Source organism: Stenotrophomonas sp. KH_052 (genome assembly GCF_057838755.1).
In genome coordinates, this window is sequence record NZ_CM174475.1 from 3,774,777 (window position 1) to 3,788,999 (window position 14,223).

Here is a 14,223-nt window from a genome sequence, read left to right on the forward strand (position 1 = left end):
CGCGTTGGGAAGGAGACCCCGAGCCTGGGTTCGTGCACGCCCTGAGCCAGCATCTGACTGTTGATTTCCGGGTCACTGTGCTTTGCCCCCATGCTCCCGGGGCGGCCACCCACGAGCAACTCGACGGTGTACAGGTCATCCGCTATCGCTACGCGCCGGAAGCCATGGAACAACTCGTCAATGGTGGCGGCATCACTTCCAACTTGCGCCGCCGTCCCTGGACGCTGGCACTGTTGCCCACCTTCCTGATGGGGCAGTGGTGGGCCATGCAACGCGAACTGCGGCGCCATCGCCACGAAGTGCTGCATGTACACTGGATCATCCCGCAGGGGCTGACAAGTGCGCTGCTGCCAAGGCGCCTCCGGCCTCCGATGCTGATGACCTCCCATGGCGGGGATCTCTTCTCTCTGAAGGGACGGCTTTTCTCAGCCATCAAGCGATTTTCCCTAGCCCGCGCGCAAGCGGCCAGCGTCGTCAGTCGGGCGATGGTGGCGCCCTTTCGCACTTTGGCGGCAGACCTTCCCTTGGCAGTTTCGCCAATGGGCGTGGATCTTCGACATCGCTTCGTACCATCCCCGCTGAAACGGGCACGTAACGAACTACTGTTCGTCGGGAGACTGGTCGAGAAGAAGGGCTTGGCGTATCTGATTGATGCCTTGCCAGTGGTTCTGGCTCGTCATCCCCAGGTATCGCTCACCGTCATCGGACATGGACCGGAACTCCCAGCACGAGAAGCCCAGGTGGCGGCGCTAGGTCTGCAGCAGCACGTTCGCTTCGTCGGCCCTGTGGCGCAAAGCGCGCTTCCCGCCTACTACCAACGTGCAACCACGCTCGTAGCTCCCTTCATTGAGGCCCGCAACGGAGATCAGGAAGGGCTTGGGCTGGTTACCGTGGAAGCGCTCGGTTGTGGCTGTCCGGTCGTCACCACAGATGTGCCTGCAGTGCGTGATGCGTTTCCAGCCGGCCCACCCCGCTACCTGGCCCGCCAGCGATCTTCAGATGCGCTTGCGACCGTACTAATCGAGTTGCTGGACGCACCAGAACAGGCGCAGGCCTGGGCGCACGCGCAACGGCCTGCACTGGTAGCCCGCTTCGACCATGCACAGGTCGCTGCGGACTATGCGAAGCAACTACGCGCCATCATGGAGTTGCCGGATGTCCGCTAGGTTGCCGCGCTTTGGCAACCTGGCCAGAACCTCGATCCTGGTGATGTTCTGGCAGGGCGTGAGGATGTCATGCCTGGCCGCATGGATCATCCTTGGCGCACGCGTATTGGGAGCGACCAACTACGGCCTGTTCTCCGGCACGGTTGGCACTGCCTCGGCTCTCGCCGGCTTGGTTGGGCTCGGCGGCGGCATGCTGATGTATCAGTACAGCATTGCCGACCACACGCAGTTTCCCCGCTACTGGAAGCAGAGCCTTCTACTCTGCGCCGTGAGCGCAGTCCCGCTTTCCCTGACATTCTCGCTATTGGCCGCAGGCCTAATGCCGTGGCCCGCACTCAGCCTTGTCGCGCTTTCGGAAATCATTGCATTCCCTATCGTCACCAATGCCGCATTTGCCTTCTCAGCCAATGACCGCCTGGGCTGGGCGGCTGCCCTTCCCGCATTGAACGCAGCCATGAGGCTTGCGGCGATCTGCATCTTCGGCCTTCTACCGGTCGACCACGATCTGACGGTCTATCTAATGCTACATCTGGCATCTTCGGCATGCAGCGCGGTGCTGGCCCTGATACTGGTACGGAGAATATTGCGCCCCGGCCCAGCGAACATGCAGATCGGACGCAGTGATTTGGCGCATGGCACGGGACACGCCGCAGCATGGAGCTCCGCCGTTGCCGTTACCACCTTGGACAAATCGTTCGTCCTGCATGCAGGTGGAAGCGAGATAGCCGGTTTGTACGCTGCGTGCTATCGCATCGCGGCGGTGATTGCCATGCCACTAGATGCAATGGTCATGTCCGCGATGCCGCGCCTGTTCCGGGCGCAACGAGTATCCCCCCAGTATCGACACCTGATAGTTGCGATGATCCTGGCCGCGACAGGGTATGGAATATTGGGGAGCCTCGTGCTGTGGTGTGCCGCCGGCGTCTTGCCTTCGCTGCTCGGCATGGAGTTCTCTGCCGCAATTCCGGGCCTGCAATGGATGGGCCTGTTCATTATTGGTTACAGCCTGCGCCAGATCGCCTGTCATATCCTGATTGGACGCGGCATGAAAATGTACCGGTTCGTCATCGAGGCTCTCGGGCTGGTAATAATGGCTTTGATCGCTGCAACCTGGATTCCTGCACACGGCCTGCTGGGAGCGGTCTGGATGATCATCCTCGCCGAAACACTGATGGCAGCGGCCGCATGGTCAACGGTAATTTTCAGTTCTGGTCCTGAAGTCGCTCACTTGCCGAGTTGAATATCTCCAGATACGCCGCACAGGCTACGTCGATGGAGAACGCTTTGCTCCGTTCGCGGAGAGTTTCAACCGCCACCCGCAGCTTCCCATCCAGCACATTCCGCATGGCATGGGCCAATGCATGGGCGTCCCCCACTGGCACCAATTGACCAAACTGGCCGCCTCCCAGGACTTCCGAAGGACCGTGTGGGCAATCGGTAGCAATCACCTGCACTCCGCAGCTCATGGCCTCGACCAGGACATTGCCAAACCCTTCGTAGTCTGATGGCAGCACCAGCGCTGTGCTTCGGGCCATCCAGGGAAGCGCATCCTCCACCCGCCCCGGCAGCGCGCAGTCACCCTGAATGCTGCTCCCCTCGATCCACTGGGCCACGCGCACACCTTCTGGCCCTTGCCCCAATATGAGCAAACGAGCCAGATGCGTGGCTCGCACTAGCTGAAATGCCTCCCAAAGAAGATCGAGGCGTTTCTCCGATGAAAGGCGCCCTGCATAGATAAAAACTGGCACATCATCATCCGGGAAGGGCCACGCCCGCGATATGAGATTTGCCTGCATCTCATCCATACGGACCAACGGATTGTGGATCACTCGTATGCTGGAATAAGGAATGTTCAGCTCAGACGCCATATCTGCCGCCAACGCGGCAGAAACAGCAACCAGCCCCTGGGATCGCGTCAGCGTGACCCGCATCGCCCAGCGAATCAACTCCAGTTTGACTCTGACGAACCCACGAGCCCGCCGTCTTGGCCCTGACAGGGAAAGATGCTGAGCCACAACGACTGCCGTCGAGGGATAAAGAATGCGGCGCCAGAAGGTGATCCATACCGCAATGTCGTTGGAGGTGGTGACCACGACGTCTGGCCGCTCTCGCCGGATGCGCCAAGGCAATCCAAGGAGCATCTGCCAAGCCCCGCGCGGAGCGATGAACGTTACTTCACTGTTATCACCCGGCCCATTCAGATCGCGCCCAGCAATGATGCTCACCGGACACGCTCTCTCCTTGAAGCCACGGGCGAGGTTCAACTGCACACGCTCCAGTCCCCCGGCTTCCCAGCGACTGGCCAGCAGCCAGATCATGCAACCTCCAAGGCTCGAACCGGCCCTGCGAAGCAGATCACATCCTGATAGTCCCGCAGATCCTGAACATCGATCCGAACCAGCCGCCGTCTCGTCTCCAGGCGATAGAAGCGATAGCCCAATGGTAATAGTAGCTCCAGAATCTGCCGACTATGGTACCCAGCCGCCAGGCTGGAGCGCTCCTGTACTTCCACTGCAATTACCGGCAGGAAGCGTCGTAGCGTTTCGATGCCACCTTGCAGGCAGGGCAACTCACCACCTTCAATGTCGACCTTCAAAAAATCCAACCGCGACAGGCCAATACGCCGTGCGAGTTCGTCCAACGTTGTGATGTCGACGATTCCAATTCGATTGTCGACGCCCTCGGTTCCATGCAGGCTTCCCAGTCCTTGATGAACTTCATTCACATCATGCTGCCCGCAGGACGCATAGATCGCCTGCCGGCCAATTTCTCCCGCCAGGCCCTGCTGATGGACATGCACTACCCCCTGTAGCCCATTGCGCCTTACATTCAATCGCAATTCCTCGGCAATCCCGGCTATCGGCTCCAGTGCGACGACATGGCCCGCACTGCCCACTCGATTCGCACAGACCAGACTAATCTCCCCGATATTGGCTCCCACATCGACCACGGTCATGCCCTGCTCAAGTAGATGGTCGAGGAGGGAGACGAGGCGAAGGTTGTAGTAGCCCATCCAGAACATGCGACGCTGCATATGTTCGGCCAGATCGAGGGTCATCATGAACCGGCCATCGAAGTCGCGTATGGTCTGCCGCCCCTGGGCGTGACGGAAGAGGCGGCGCAGCATGCTCTGCGCCCAGCCCGGCCGCTCCCCAAGGCGCAGATGATTACCCACCTGTCTTAGCGCTGTTGCAACTCCCATGCCCCCACCCCGTAGGTGACTTTCCACCTTCAACTGGCCCATGATGATGCACTACCCATCTGATTTTCCATACAGGTCCGTCCATGCATGTCCTCATGCTCTGCAAGCGGCAGTACACCGGACGCGACCTTATCGACGATCGCTATGGCCGCCTCTGGGAGATTCCGGAAGCACTTGCACGCCGTGGGCATACCGTCAGCGGAATTGCACTGAGCTATCGGCACCGAGATTCCGGAAATTTTTTATCTGCGGCAGGGGTTCGATGGCGTTCCATCAACGCTCTTTCACTCGAGACGATGCAGTTGAAGCGTGCAATCAGACGACTTCACCAGCAGCATCCTGTCGACGTACTCCTGACAAGCTCCGATGCGCCATGCACCGTGCTCGGCGCAAGCTTGGCGAAGCACATCCATACTCCTCATGCTGCAGATCTCTACGACAATTACGAATCTTTCGGACTAAGCCGAATCCCAGGCCTGCGCGCCGCGTTTCGTCGCGCATGTGCAAGCTCAATGGCAATCAGCGCAGTAACACATGCCCTGGCTGACCATGTGAAATCCACCCTTTCAACACCTGTTCCAGTTCATGTCATTGGGAACGGGGTTCGCCGGGATCTGTTTCATCCGATCGACAGACGTACCAGCAGGGAGATGCTTGGTCTTCCCGTGAAGGCTCGTCTGATTGGCTGTGCCGGCGCCCTCGACCAAAGCAGGGGCATTGAAGACCTATTCCGGGCATTCCACGCACTTTCGGAGCGCCACCCCGACATCCACCTCGTCATTGCCGGCCCCAGGGATGCCACCCTTCACCGCTACCCGCATCCCAGGATCATCGATTTCGGCGTCATCGGCTGGAAGCAGGCTCCCTTGTTGATCAATTCACTCGATGTATCGGTCGTCTGCAATCGCAATTCCGCGTTTGGGCGTTTCTGCTACCCATTGAAACTGGCGGAATCGATTGCCTGCGGTACGCCGATCGTCGCCTCAGATGTTGGCGATACGCGACGGATCGGCGGAGACGCAATACGCGCATACACCCCCGGCAACATCGATGAACTCGTAGAAGCAATCGATCTTCAGCTTCGAATGCCGCTTTCCAACACCGACCTGAGAGCCCTCGAATGGGAAGAACGAGCCATTCAGATGGAAGCGCTTCTTGTAGAGGCTACACGCCCAAATCACCTCTGAACTCTGGTTCAAGACCCCGGGACCGGACTGTCGTCTAGCGACAGGATGTGGGCACATACCTGGCGTCCAACCCTCCACAAGACCAGTTCACCGAGCCGTTGGTATCGCTTGCGGTCAGAACCAGTGTCTGTCCAGCGACCTTTGCGCTGGCCGAGGACGCAAAGGCCACCGCGATCGATCCGGTGCTGTCAACCGTCACCGATCGGACGAATTTCCCGGATACCGACCCTGGAGGGGCCATTCCTGCGGCACGGTTGTCAGCAGGAAACTGCCCATGGTCGGAGTAATAGGTGGCTATTGCCTCCTTGGCCCCGGTTGACAACGAAAGCCCCTCAGCTACCTGCCCTCGAGCGACATAGTCCTGATAGGCCGGCAGCGCGATTGCCGCCAGGATGGCGATGATAGCAACCACGATCATGAGTTCGATCAAGGAAAATCCACGCTGATGCATCTGCTACTCCCCTGTTGTTTGTTGGCTCGTCGCCAGCCAATGCTCCAGGCCCTCAATGTCCCGGTCATATGCGTGGCGATGATTGACGGCTCGCAGGATCCCCAATCCTTGCCTAGCCTCACTGACCTGAAGCAAGTTCGATGCCAATCCCATCCTCAACAGCCACAGCCGACATCCCAGGTCTTTCGGTGAGATTTGCACGGCCTCACGAATGAGCCTCATCGCTAGAGCCGGGTCCCTCATTACGTTGAAGGCGTAGTTCGAGAACACCACCCGGACCCTCGACGAGCGGGGATTCTCTGCAGTTGCGGTCGACAACAGAGCAAACAGCACCTGCTCTTCGGCTGGCCTGCACCCCCCCTCAACCCGGCATGCGACGATCGCTTCAAGCGCCCCGACTTCCTGTGGTCCCAATGACCGCCTAGATATCTTTCGCTCAAGTGCACCCCATATCTCCGGGGGCTGCGCCCGCCCTTGATGCGACTTGAGAATGATCAGTGCCTGCTCGGGAAGTGGCGAACTGCCGGGCAATGAGGCCGCATGCATGAACTCCTTCTCAGCCAGGGCCCAGGCCGGGGAAGCAGGATCGGCAGGGGCAGATGCAAGCAGTGCTCGTCCAAGTTCGTAACCGGCCCGCGAAGAATCAGGATTACGGTTGGACAACGTGAGAGCAAGACGCATCGGATCTGCCCACGTCTGCACCTGGATCCACCCCATGGCCGCAACAAAAAGTAGCAGGACTCCCCCTACCGTACGGCGTGCCTCAACGGTCCACCTCTGCATCAGCGCCGCAAGTGGTTGCACCAGAGCAAGAGCGACACCCGCGATTGCCAGGTAATTCCGATGTTCGAAAGCCAACTCCAGCGGCACAACGTTACTGGTCAGCAAATGGCTGGCAAAGAACCATCCGATGCCAAGTGCCGTCAGGGGCCAGCGCCTGCGCAGTCCCCAGGCCGCTGTCAACAGCGCGACCAGCGCCAGCATCGGGACAATGAAAAGAGTTGAACGCCAGGATGGCGGGACCTGCGCATTGTCGTAATAGAACTTCAACGACTCAGGCCAAGGAAGCATGATCTGCTGAAGGTAGTTCAACAGAATCGCCGGCTGCGAATATAACCGGCCCGCCAAGCTGAAATCACGTGCGGAGTAGCGCTCCGGCACCAGAGCACCAGGCAGAATCACTGCAAAGTACAGCAGCGCCGCCCCTGTGGCCCCAAAGGCATACAGAAGGGACAGTGCACGGGCACGCGTTCCATCCGGATTCCGGAATTTGAGGAGAAACACCTCAATCAGCAGTGTGTAAACCGGAATCAGTATCGCGGTCTCTTTGAAGGCAAGGCCAATCCCGGCTCCCACTACAGCACCGCACCACCAGAACAACGCTGCCCGGGAACACGGAACGCTGCTGCGCGCCTTGAGATAACAGAGAAGTGCGACCAGGACACCCGTCGCTCCTCCCATCTCCATGCGTTGCACAACGTAGAGAACGGTAGACACCTGCAATGGATGAACCATCCATGCGGTGGCGACCATGAAGGCCGTCAAGCGCACCTGTGACGACGACATGCTGAGCACTCGCCCGATCAGCCCGGACGCCAGAGCAAATACCAGCACTGAATTCAGGAGGTGCAGAGCCAAGCCCGTCACCTTCATCGGCCATGGCGCCAAGCCGGTAAAGTAGTAGTTGAGGCCGAAACTGAGCAGTGCCAATGGGCGGCCCACGTCGCCCGTGACCCCGTTACCCATGACCTGCGCGATGGAAGTAAAGTCCAGCGAGGTCAGGCGCCAGTCCGGATCGTCTACCAGATTGGGAAAGTCATCAAAGATGAATCCCCCATTCAAGCCATTCCAATAGACGCCCACTCCCAGCAACGCCAGCAGGACAAGACCCGCCAGGGGCAGCAGTCGCTGCGCAGGCACACTTCGCATCGAATAGAACTCCCCTTGCCCCAAAAAAGAAAGGGCCGCAGAGCGGCCCTTTCCCGATACCGCTATGCCGTTTGCGCGATTAGCGGCAGGACGACGGACGGTACTTGGCGTCGATGGTACCGGAGCTCTTGCAATCCCAGGTGATCGAGCCGCCCGCATCAGCCGGAGTCAGCACGAAGGTCTTGCCTGCAACCTTGGAGCTAACCGAACCCGAGCCCTTCATCATTGCGGTAATTGCACCACCGGTGCCAACAGTCACGCTGGTCACATACTTGCCGCTGATCGACGAGGCGCCAGCCAGGCCAGCCAAGGCATTGGTGGTCGGGAAGGCGCCCTTGTCGGCGTAGTACTCGGTAACAGCGGTCTTGGCGCCCGAGCTCAGGGTCATCGCTTCGGAAACCTGCGAGCGCGCCACATAGTCCTGGTAAGCCGGCAGCGCAATGGCAGCCAGGATGGCGATGATCGCAACAACGATCATCAGTTCGATAAGGGTGAAGCCCTTCTGGTTCTTCATTTGGTACATCCCCAAGATAAGTGGTGGTTGATTTCAGAAGTCAGGATCGGTCTGACCAGTGGCCAGCTGAGCGGGTCCTGCCCCCTGCGGGTGGATCAACGCAGGTTGCGTGCCAACCCCGGCACGCCTCCCCCTGGATTTCCCCGCGCCCATGATGGCAGCTATTTCACGGATGGGAACCCTCCGGATGCGAATCTGCGATGGACGCGGCAATGTGACGCAGTACGTCACCTTTGGTCGGCACCCGGCACGAATTCGCATCATGGGCCCCTTGGCAACTGCCCATACGGGCATGAACCCGCTACCATCGGCGACTAGACGCCCGCCTGGGGATGGCGGGTCTTGGGGAGCCGATATGTCTGTCAGTCGCAGTGCGATCAAGAAGGAGCCAGTGGCGCGCAGCACCACGGACCTGCAGCCGTTTGTCTGGGTGGGGACCGACAAGCGGGGTGTGAAGATGAAAGGGGAGCAGGCCGCGAAAAACGCGAACCTGCTGCGGGCCGAGCTGCGCCGCCAAGGCATCACCCCGGGCACGGTTAAGCCAAAGCCCAAGCCACTGTTCGGAGCAGCCGGCAGCAAGGTTTCGCCGAAGGACATTGCTTTCTTCAGCCGTCAGATGGCGACGATGATGAAGTCCGGTGTGCCGATCGTCTCAGCGCTGGACATCATCGCCAGCGGGCACAAGAACCCACGCATGAAGAAGATGGTGGACGGCATCCGCATCGATATCGAGGGCGGATCATCCCTTCATGAGGCAATCAGCAAGTATCCGGTGCAGTTCGACGAGCTCTATCGCAACCTGGTGCGTGCGGGTGAAGGCGCCGGTGTATTGGAGACGGTGCTTGATACCGTGGCCAACTACAAAGAGAACATCGAAGCCCTGAAGGGCAAGATCAAAAAGGCTCTGTTTTACCCTGCAATGGTCATTGCGGTGGCGCTCTTGGTCAGCTCGATCCTGCTGATCTGGGTGGTTCCGCAGTTTGAAGACGTTTTCAGGGGATTTGGCGCCGATTTGCCTGCATTTACTCAGATGATCGTAGCCGCATCCCGGTTCATGGTCTCTTGGTGGTGGCTGATTGCGATTGTAGTCATCGGCAGCATCGTCGGTTTCACCATGGCCTACAAACGCTCGCCAAAAATGCAGCATGGGATGGATCGCTTGATCCTGAAGGTGCCAGTCATTGGCCAGATCATGCATAACAGCTCGATTGCCCGCTTTGCCCGCACGACCGCGGTGACTTTCAAGGCTGGCGTGCCGCTGGTGGAGGCCTTGGGCATTGTTGCAGGCGCTACTGGTAATACGGTTTACGAGCATGCCGTATTGCGCATGCGCGATGACGTCTCGGTCGGTTACCCGGTCAACATGGCCATGAAGCAGACCGCCCTGTTCCCACACATGGTCATCCAGATGACCGGCATCGGTGAAGAGGCGGGCGCCCTGGACGCCATGCTGTTCAAGGTGGCCGAGTACTATGAGCTGGAGGTCAACAATGCCGTTGACGCCCTGAGCAGCCTGCTCGAGCCGATGATCATGGTGTTCATTGGTATCATCGTCGGTGGCCTGGTCATTGGCATGTACCTACCCATCTTCAAATTGGCATCGGTGGTCTGACACATACATGGCATTTCTCGACCAGCATCCCGGCCTCGGCTACCCCGCCGCGGCCGCCCTGGGACTGCTGCTGGGCAGTTTCCTCAACGTCGTCATCCTGCGCCTGCCCAAGCGGCTGGAGTGGCAGTGGAAGCGCGATGCGCGCGAAGTCCTGGAGGAACCGGACTTCTATGAACCCCCCCCACCGGGGATCGTGGTGGAGCCGTCGCACTGCCCGCACTGCAAGCACAAGCTGAGCTGGTACGAGAACATCCCGCTGTTCAGCTGGATCATCCAGGGCGGCAAGTGCCGCCACTGCAAGGCGCCGATCTCGCTGCAGTACCCGCTGGTGGAGGCGCTGACCTCGGTGCTGGTGCTGGCCTGCGTCTGGCAGTTCGGCTTCGGCTGGCAGGGCTTCGGCGCCATCGTACTGACCTGCTTCCTGATCGCCCTGTCCGGCATCGACCTGCGCACGCAGTTGTTACCCGACCAGTTGACCCTGCCGCTGATGTGGCTGGGGCTGATAGGCAGCATCGACAACCTGTACATGCCGGCCAAGCCCGCCCTGGTGGGTGCCGCGGTGGGTTACCTGTCGCTGTGGACGGTGTGGTGGCTGTTCAAGCAGCTGACCGGCAAGGAAGGCATGGGCCATGGCGATTTCAAGCTGCTGGCCGCATTGGGCGCCTGGTGCGGGTTGAAGGGCATCCTGCCGATCATCCTGCTGTCGTCGGTGCTGGGCGCCATCATCGGCTCGATCTGGCTGTACAGCCGGGGCCGTGACCGTGCCACACCGATCCCGTTCGGCCCCTATCTGGCCATCGCCGGCTGGCTGTACTTCATGTGGGGCGCTCCCGTGGTGGAGCAGTACCTGGTGTTGAGCGGACTGCGCTGAGGGGAATCCCCATGAGCCGCTATGTGGTGGGCCTGACCGGCGGCATCGCCTCCGGCAAGAGTGAAGTGACCCGGCGCTTCGAGGCGCAGGGGATCGTGGTGGCCGACGCCGATCTGGCCGCACGGGCCGTGGTGGCCGCTGGCAGCCCGGCGCTGGCCCGCATCGCCGAGCATTTCGGCGCCGAGATGCTGCTGGCCGATGGCGGCCTGGACCGGGCCCGGCTGCGCGCCCACGTGTTTGCAAACCCGGCCGAGCGGACGGCGCTGGAGGCCATCACCCACCCGGCCATCCGCCTGCTGATGCAACAGCAGTGCGAGCAGGCCGAGAGCCCCTATGCGATTGCTGCCATTCCGCTGCTGACCGAGGTGGGTGGGCGAAAAGCCTACCCCTGGCTGGACCGGGTGTTGCTGGTGGATGCGCCGGAAGCCGTCCAGCACGCCCGGCTGATGCAGCGCGATGGAATTGATGCCGCACTGGCTGACAGCATGATTGCTGCGCAGGCCAGCCGCGCGCAGCGCTTGGCGCTGGCCGACGATGTGGTGGTCAATGACGGGCAGCCGGAGGACCTGCAGGTGCAGGTGGAACGGCTGCATGCGCGGTATCTGGAGTTGGCTGGGGGTTGAGGCCTGGTTGCCGGCCAGCGGCCGGCACTACCGGAGTGCATCCACGCATGGCGTGGATCTACTGATTGGGCATCCATGCGCGAAGTGGATCTACTGTAGAGCCGAGCCCATGCTCGGCTCCGGGAGCCCAAGGCAGCCGAGCATGGGCTCGGCTCTACAACGGCGGCACCTACCGCTTACAACGGCTTCGGCGAGAACGTCAGGGTGGCGATCACGCCGCGTTCGCCGCCGGGGCGCACGCTCACCTGCCAGCCGTACAGATCGCACAGGCGGCTGACGATCGACAGGCCGATACCTCCGCCCTGCGAGTGGCCGGCATGGGTGCCGCGGTAGCCACGCTGGAACAGCTTGGCCGCGTCTTCCTCACTCAGGCCCGGGCCACTGTCGGTCACCGACACCGAATTGGTGCCGACGAACACGCGTACTTCGCCATCCTGCGAGTACTTCACCGCATTGCCGATCAGGTTGCCCAGCGCCACCGACAAGGCGGCTTCGGGTGCGTCGATGACCAGGTTGCGCTCGCCTTCCAGCAGCAGCTCCAGCGGCTTGCCGCCCAACTGCGCGCGATGCGCGTCCAGCAGCTGCTCGGCCACGCGGGCCACGTTGCTGGTGCCCTGCCCGCGCTCGTTGCGCGACAGCAGCAGCAGCGCGCCGATCAGGTCGCTGCACTGCTGTTCGGCGCGCTGGATGCGCTGCAGGCGCTGCAGTACCTTCTCGTCCAGGCCGGGCCGGGTCAGCAGCAGTTCGGTAGCGCCACGGATCACCGCCAGCGGCGTGCGCAGTTCGTGGCTAACGTCGGCGTTGAACTCACGGTCGCGCTGCACCACTTCGGTCAGCCGCGAGGAATAGTCGTCCAGCGCCTGTGCCAGCTGCCCCACTTCGTCGTCGGGGAAGCGTGGCGCCAGGGGTTCCGGGTCACTGGTGCCGCCGCGATAGGCACGCAGCCGCGCGGCCAGGTCCGACACCGGCTTCATCACCTTCGACGCCGACCACCAGCCCAGCACCAGCGACAGCACACTGAACACCAGCACCGACAGCACCAGCGCGCGGTTGAGCTGCTTGCCACCGCGCACGCTGTCGGTCATGTCATAGGCGAGGAAGAACCAGGCGTCAGGCGTCTTGCGTACCGCCAGCTTGTAGGAATACGCCTCGCCGTGCTCATCACCGCTGACGCTGTGGATGCCATCGGAGAAGCCCGCCCATTGCGCGCGCTCTTCGCGCACCCGGTCGAATTTGTCCTTGGAGTACGCGTACGCCTTGATCTGCAGCACGGGGGCATCCGGGTTGTGGCCCGGATGTTCGTAATAGCGCCGCGCGTACTCGTCGATGTTGCGGTTCATCAATTCTTCCACCAGCTGGTTTTCCACGCGAAGGCGGGCCCAGTTGGTGGCGAACGCGAACAGTGTTGTCAGGCAGAAGCCCAACAACACGAACGACACGATGATGCGGCTGCGCAGGCGCCGCCGATACGGCGTACGCCGGCGCTCCCCCTTGGCTGCCACGGAATCAGGCTTCCGGGGTGGCGATGCGGTATCCGATGCCATGGCGGGTCTGGATCAGCGGTACTTCAAACGGCTTGTCGACCACCGCACGCAGGCCATGGATATGCACGCGCAGCGAATCGGAGTCGGGCAGTTCCTCGCCCCACACGCGGGTTTCCAGCTCCTGGCGGGTCACCACGGCCGGGGCCGCTTCCATCAGCGCCTGCAGGATCTTCAGCGCGGTCGGGTTGAGCTGCAGCAGCTTGCCCTGGCGGCGGACTTCCAGCGTATCCAGGTTGTATTCCAGGTCGCCGGTTTCCAGCACGCGGGTCTGCACGCCCTTGCCGCGACGCGACAGGGCGTTCAGACGCACTTCCACTTCCTGCAGCGCGAACGGCTTGATCAGGTAGTCGTCGGCACCGGAATCGAAACCCGCCAGCTTGTTGTCCAGCGAATCGCGGGCGGTCAGCATCAGTACCGGGGTCTGCTTGCGCGCTTCATTGCGCAGCTTGCGGCACACTTCGATGCCGTCCATGCCTGGCAGGTTGAGATCCAGCACGATCGCGTCGAACTCGTGCACCACGGCCAGATGCAGGCCGGTGACCCCGTCAGCGGCGAAGTCCACCGTATGCCCGCGGTCCTCCAGGTAGTCGCCCAGGTTGGCCGCAATGTCGCTGTTGTCTTCGATTACCAGGATTCTCACTGTCACCTCTAATTGACTGTTCTGCCGGCGCGCATGACCTGGCCCATGTCCTGCTGTGCCCGTTCTTTCTGCCGGGCGCGTTCGGCAACGGTCATGCACTGCGTGGTGGTTCGGTTGGAACCAATGGGCTTTTCACGTTGGCATATTAGACGACTATCTTCACGCGCCTGTGTCAAAACTGTGTTCACGACCTGCTGATCGTTGAAGACCTGGGTTTGTACCGGTTCAGGCATGGCCTCACGCGTGGGGTACTGCTCGACCGCACCGCGCATGCGCCCCAACGCCTCGCTGACGCGGGCACGCTCATCCTGCTTCAGTTCCGAATAGGTCTCGCCATCCTTGAGCTCCACCTCGATACGCGCGATCTGCTGCTGCAGCGGCTGCCCGGGCACGAAGATTTCCTTGCCCTTGGATGCCGATGCGGTACTGGCCAAGGCGAGTCCCGACACCAGGACGGCCGTCATCAAAGCCTGTTTCATGGCAA

General features: G+C 61.2%; 14 protein-coding genes. 6 read left to right on the plus strand and 8 right to left on the minus strand.

The genetic code is table 11. The annotated features are described in order from the left end of the window. The first annotated feature begins 32 nt into the window (after nt 1-32). Together AC3ITW_RS17325 and AC3ITW_RS17330 are read left to right on the plus strand one after the other, a co-directional pair. Nucleotides 33-1,166 (plus strand): glycosyltransferase, encoded by a 1,134-nt coding sequence (locus tag AC3ITW_RS17325; protein WP_489389773.1) that lies wholly within the window; start codon nt 33-35, stop codon nt 1,164-1,166. Continuing rightward, entirely contained in the window at nt 1,156-2,406 is a 1,251-nt protein-coding gene (locus AC3ITW_RS17330) for a lipopolysaccharide biosynthesis protein (RefSeq protein WP_489389774.1), read from the plus strand. Before AC3ITW_RS17325 ends, AC3ITW_RS17330 begins: the two co-directional genes overlap by 11 nt. On the opposite strand, the gene AC3ITW_RS17335 is transcribed toward AC3ITW_RS17330, so the two are convergent. Beyond that, complete coding sequence (locus AC3ITW_RS17335; RefSeq protein ID WP_489389775.1) at nt 2,369-3,484, minus strand: glycosyltransferase; 1,116 nt, start codon at nt 3,482-3,484, stop codon at nt 2,369-2,371. The genes AC3ITW_RS17330 and AC3ITW_RS17335 overlap by 38 nt on opposite strands. Continuing rightward, the gene (locus AC3ITW_RS17340; RefSeq protein WP_489389776.1) at nt 3,481-4,410 is read right to left on the minus strand and encodes an FkbM family methyltransferase; all 930 of its coding nucleotides are present in this window, start codon (nt 4,408-4,410) and stop codon (nt 3,481-3,483) included. Before AC3ITW_RS17340 ends, AC3ITW_RS17335 begins: the two co-directional genes overlap by 4 nt. Nucleotides 4,411-4,451: 41 nt before the next feature. Between AC3ITW_RS17340 and AC3ITW_RS17345 the strand changes: the two genes are divergently transcribed. Continuing rightward, nucleotides 4,452-5,555, plus strand: coding sequence for a glycosyltransferase (locus AC3ITW_RS17345; RefSeq protein ID WP_489389777.1), 1,104 nt, complete (start codon nt 4,452-4,454; stop codon nt 5,553-5,555). A gap of 34 nt (nt 5,556-5,589) precedes the next feature. Here AC3ITW_RS17345 and AC3ITW_RS17350 read toward each other — a convergent pair whose 3' ends face one another. The 3 genes from AC3ITW_RS17350 to AC3ITW_RS17360 all read right to left on the minus strand — a co-directional run bounded on the left by AC3ITW_RS17350 (nt 5,590) and on the right by AC3ITW_RS17360 (nt 8,449). Continuing rightward, nucleotides 5,590-6,006: a pilin gene (locus AC3ITW_RS17350; RefSeq protein ID WP_489389778.1), complete on the minus strand. Its 417-nt coding sequence runs from the start codon at nt 6,004-6,006 to the stop codon at nt 5,590-5,592. A gap of 3 nt (nt 6,007-6,009) precedes the next feature. After that, entirely contained in the window at nt 6,010-7,935 is a 1,926-nt protein-coding gene (locus AC3ITW_RS17355; RefSeq protein ID WP_489389779.1) for a hypothetical protein, read from the minus strand. Between the two features lie 79 nt (nt 7,936-8,014). Beyond that, nucleotides 8,015-8,449 (minus strand): pilin, encoded by a 435-nt coding sequence (locus AC3ITW_RS17360; RefSeq protein ID WP_070490391.1) that lies wholly within the window; start codon nt 8,447-8,449, stop codon nt 8,015-8,017. A 355-nt stretch (nt 8,450-8,804) separates the two neighbouring features. On the opposite strand from AC3ITW_RS17360, the gene AC3ITW_RS17365 reads away from it, so the two are divergent. The 3 genes from AC3ITW_RS17365 to coaE are packed head-to-tail and all read left to right on the plus strand — an operon-like array spanning nt 8,805 to nt 11,555. After that, the gene (locus AC3ITW_RS17365; protein WP_489389780.1) at nt 8,805-10,061 is read left to right on the plus strand and encodes a type II secretion system F family protein; all 1,257 of its coding nucleotides are present in this window, start codon (nt 8,805-8,807) and stop codon (nt 10,059-10,061) included. Between the two features lie 7 nt (nt 10,062-10,068). After that, nucleotides 10,069-10,932 carry a prepilin peptidase gene (locus tag AC3ITW_RS17370; protein WP_489389781.1) on the plus strand — a complete coding sequence of 288 codons (864 nt, stop codon included), beginning with the start codon at nt 10,069-10,071 and terminating at the stop codon, nt 10,930-10,932. A gap of 11 nt (nt 10,933-10,943) precedes the next feature. Next, entirely contained in the window at nt 10,944-11,555 is a 612-nt protein-coding gene (gene coaE, locus AC3ITW_RS17375; RefSeq protein WP_489389782.1) for a dephospho-CoA kinase, read from the plus strand. 176 nt (nt 11,556-11,731) lie between these two features. Here coaE and AC3ITW_RS17380 read toward each other — a convergent pair whose 3' ends face one another. From AC3ITW_RS17380 to AC3ITW_RS17390, 3 genes are read right to left on the minus strand one after another with little or no spacing between them, the layout of a single operon-like run. Continuing rightward, nucleotides 11,732-13,099 (minus strand): sensor histidine kinase, encoded by a 1,368-nt coding sequence (locus AC3ITW_RS17380; protein WP_012511942.1) that lies wholly within the window; start codon nt 13,097-13,099, stop codon nt 11,732-11,734. Further along, on the minus strand, nt 13,062-13,739 hold the full coding sequence (locus tag AC3ITW_RS17385) for a response regulator transcription factor (protein ID WP_005410804.1): 678 nt from the start codon (nt 13,737-13,739) through the stop codon (nt 13,062-13,064). Before AC3ITW_RS17385 ends, AC3ITW_RS17380 begins: the two co-directional genes overlap by 38 nt. 8 nt (nt 13,740-13,747) lie before the next feature. Further along, the gene (locus tag AC3ITW_RS17390) at nt 13,748-14,218 is read right to left on the minus strand and encodes a hypothetical protein (RefSeq protein ID WP_006387227.1); all 471 of its coding nucleotides are present in this window, start codon (nt 14,216-14,218) and stop codon (nt 13,748-13,750) included. Nucleotides 14,219-14,223 lie beyond the last annotated feature (5 nt).

Coding starts and splice junctions, on each gene's coding strand:
- AC3ITW_RS17330 (WP_489389774.1), top strand. CDS start 1,156: ATGTCCGCTAGGTTGCCGCGCTTTGGCAACCTGGCCAGAACCTCGATC.
- AC3ITW_RS17335 (WP_489389775.1), bottom strand. CDS start 3,484: ATGATCTGGCTGCTGGCCAGTCGCTGGGAAGCCGGGGGACTGGAGCGT.
- AC3ITW_RS17340 (WP_489389776.1), bottom strand. CDS start 4,410: ATGGGCCAGTTGAAGGTGGAAAGTCACCTACGGGGTGGGGGCATGGGA.
- AC3ITW_RS17345 (WP_489389777.1), top strand. CDS start 4,452: ATGCATGTCCTCATGCTCTGCAAGCGGCAGTACACCGGACGCGACCTT.
- AC3ITW_RS17350 (WP_489389778.1), bottom strand. CDS start 6,006: ATGCATCAGCGTGGATTTTCCTTGATCGAACTCATGATCGTGGTTGCT.
- AC3ITW_RS17355 (WP_489389779.1), bottom strand. CDS start 7,935: ATGCGAAGTGTGCCTGCGCAGCGACTGCTGCCCCTGGCGGGTCTTGTC.
- AC3ITW_RS17360 (WP_070490391.1), bottom strand. CDS start 8,449: ATGAAGAACCAGAAGGGCTTCACCCTTATCGAACTGATGATCGTTGTT.
- AC3ITW_RS17365 (WP_489389780.1), top strand. CDS start 8,805: ATGTCTGTCAGTCGCAGTGCGATCAAGAAGGAGCCAGTGGCGCGCAGC.
- AC3ITW_RS17370 (WP_489389781.1), top strand. CDS start 10,069: ATGGCATTTCTCGACCAGCATCCCGGCCTCGGCTACCCCGCCGCGGCC.
- coaE (WP_489389782.1), top strand. CDS start 10,944: ATGAGCCGCTATGTGGTGGGCCTGACCGGCGGCATCGCCTCCGGCAAG.
- AC3ITW_RS17380 (WP_012511942.1), bottom strand. CDS start 13,099: ATGGCATCGGATACCGCATCGCCACCCCGGAAGCCTGATTCCGTGGCA.
- AC3ITW_RS17390 (WP_006387227.1), bottom strand. CDS start 14,218: ATGAAACAGGCTTTGATGACGGCCGTCCTGGTGTCGGGACTCGCCTTG.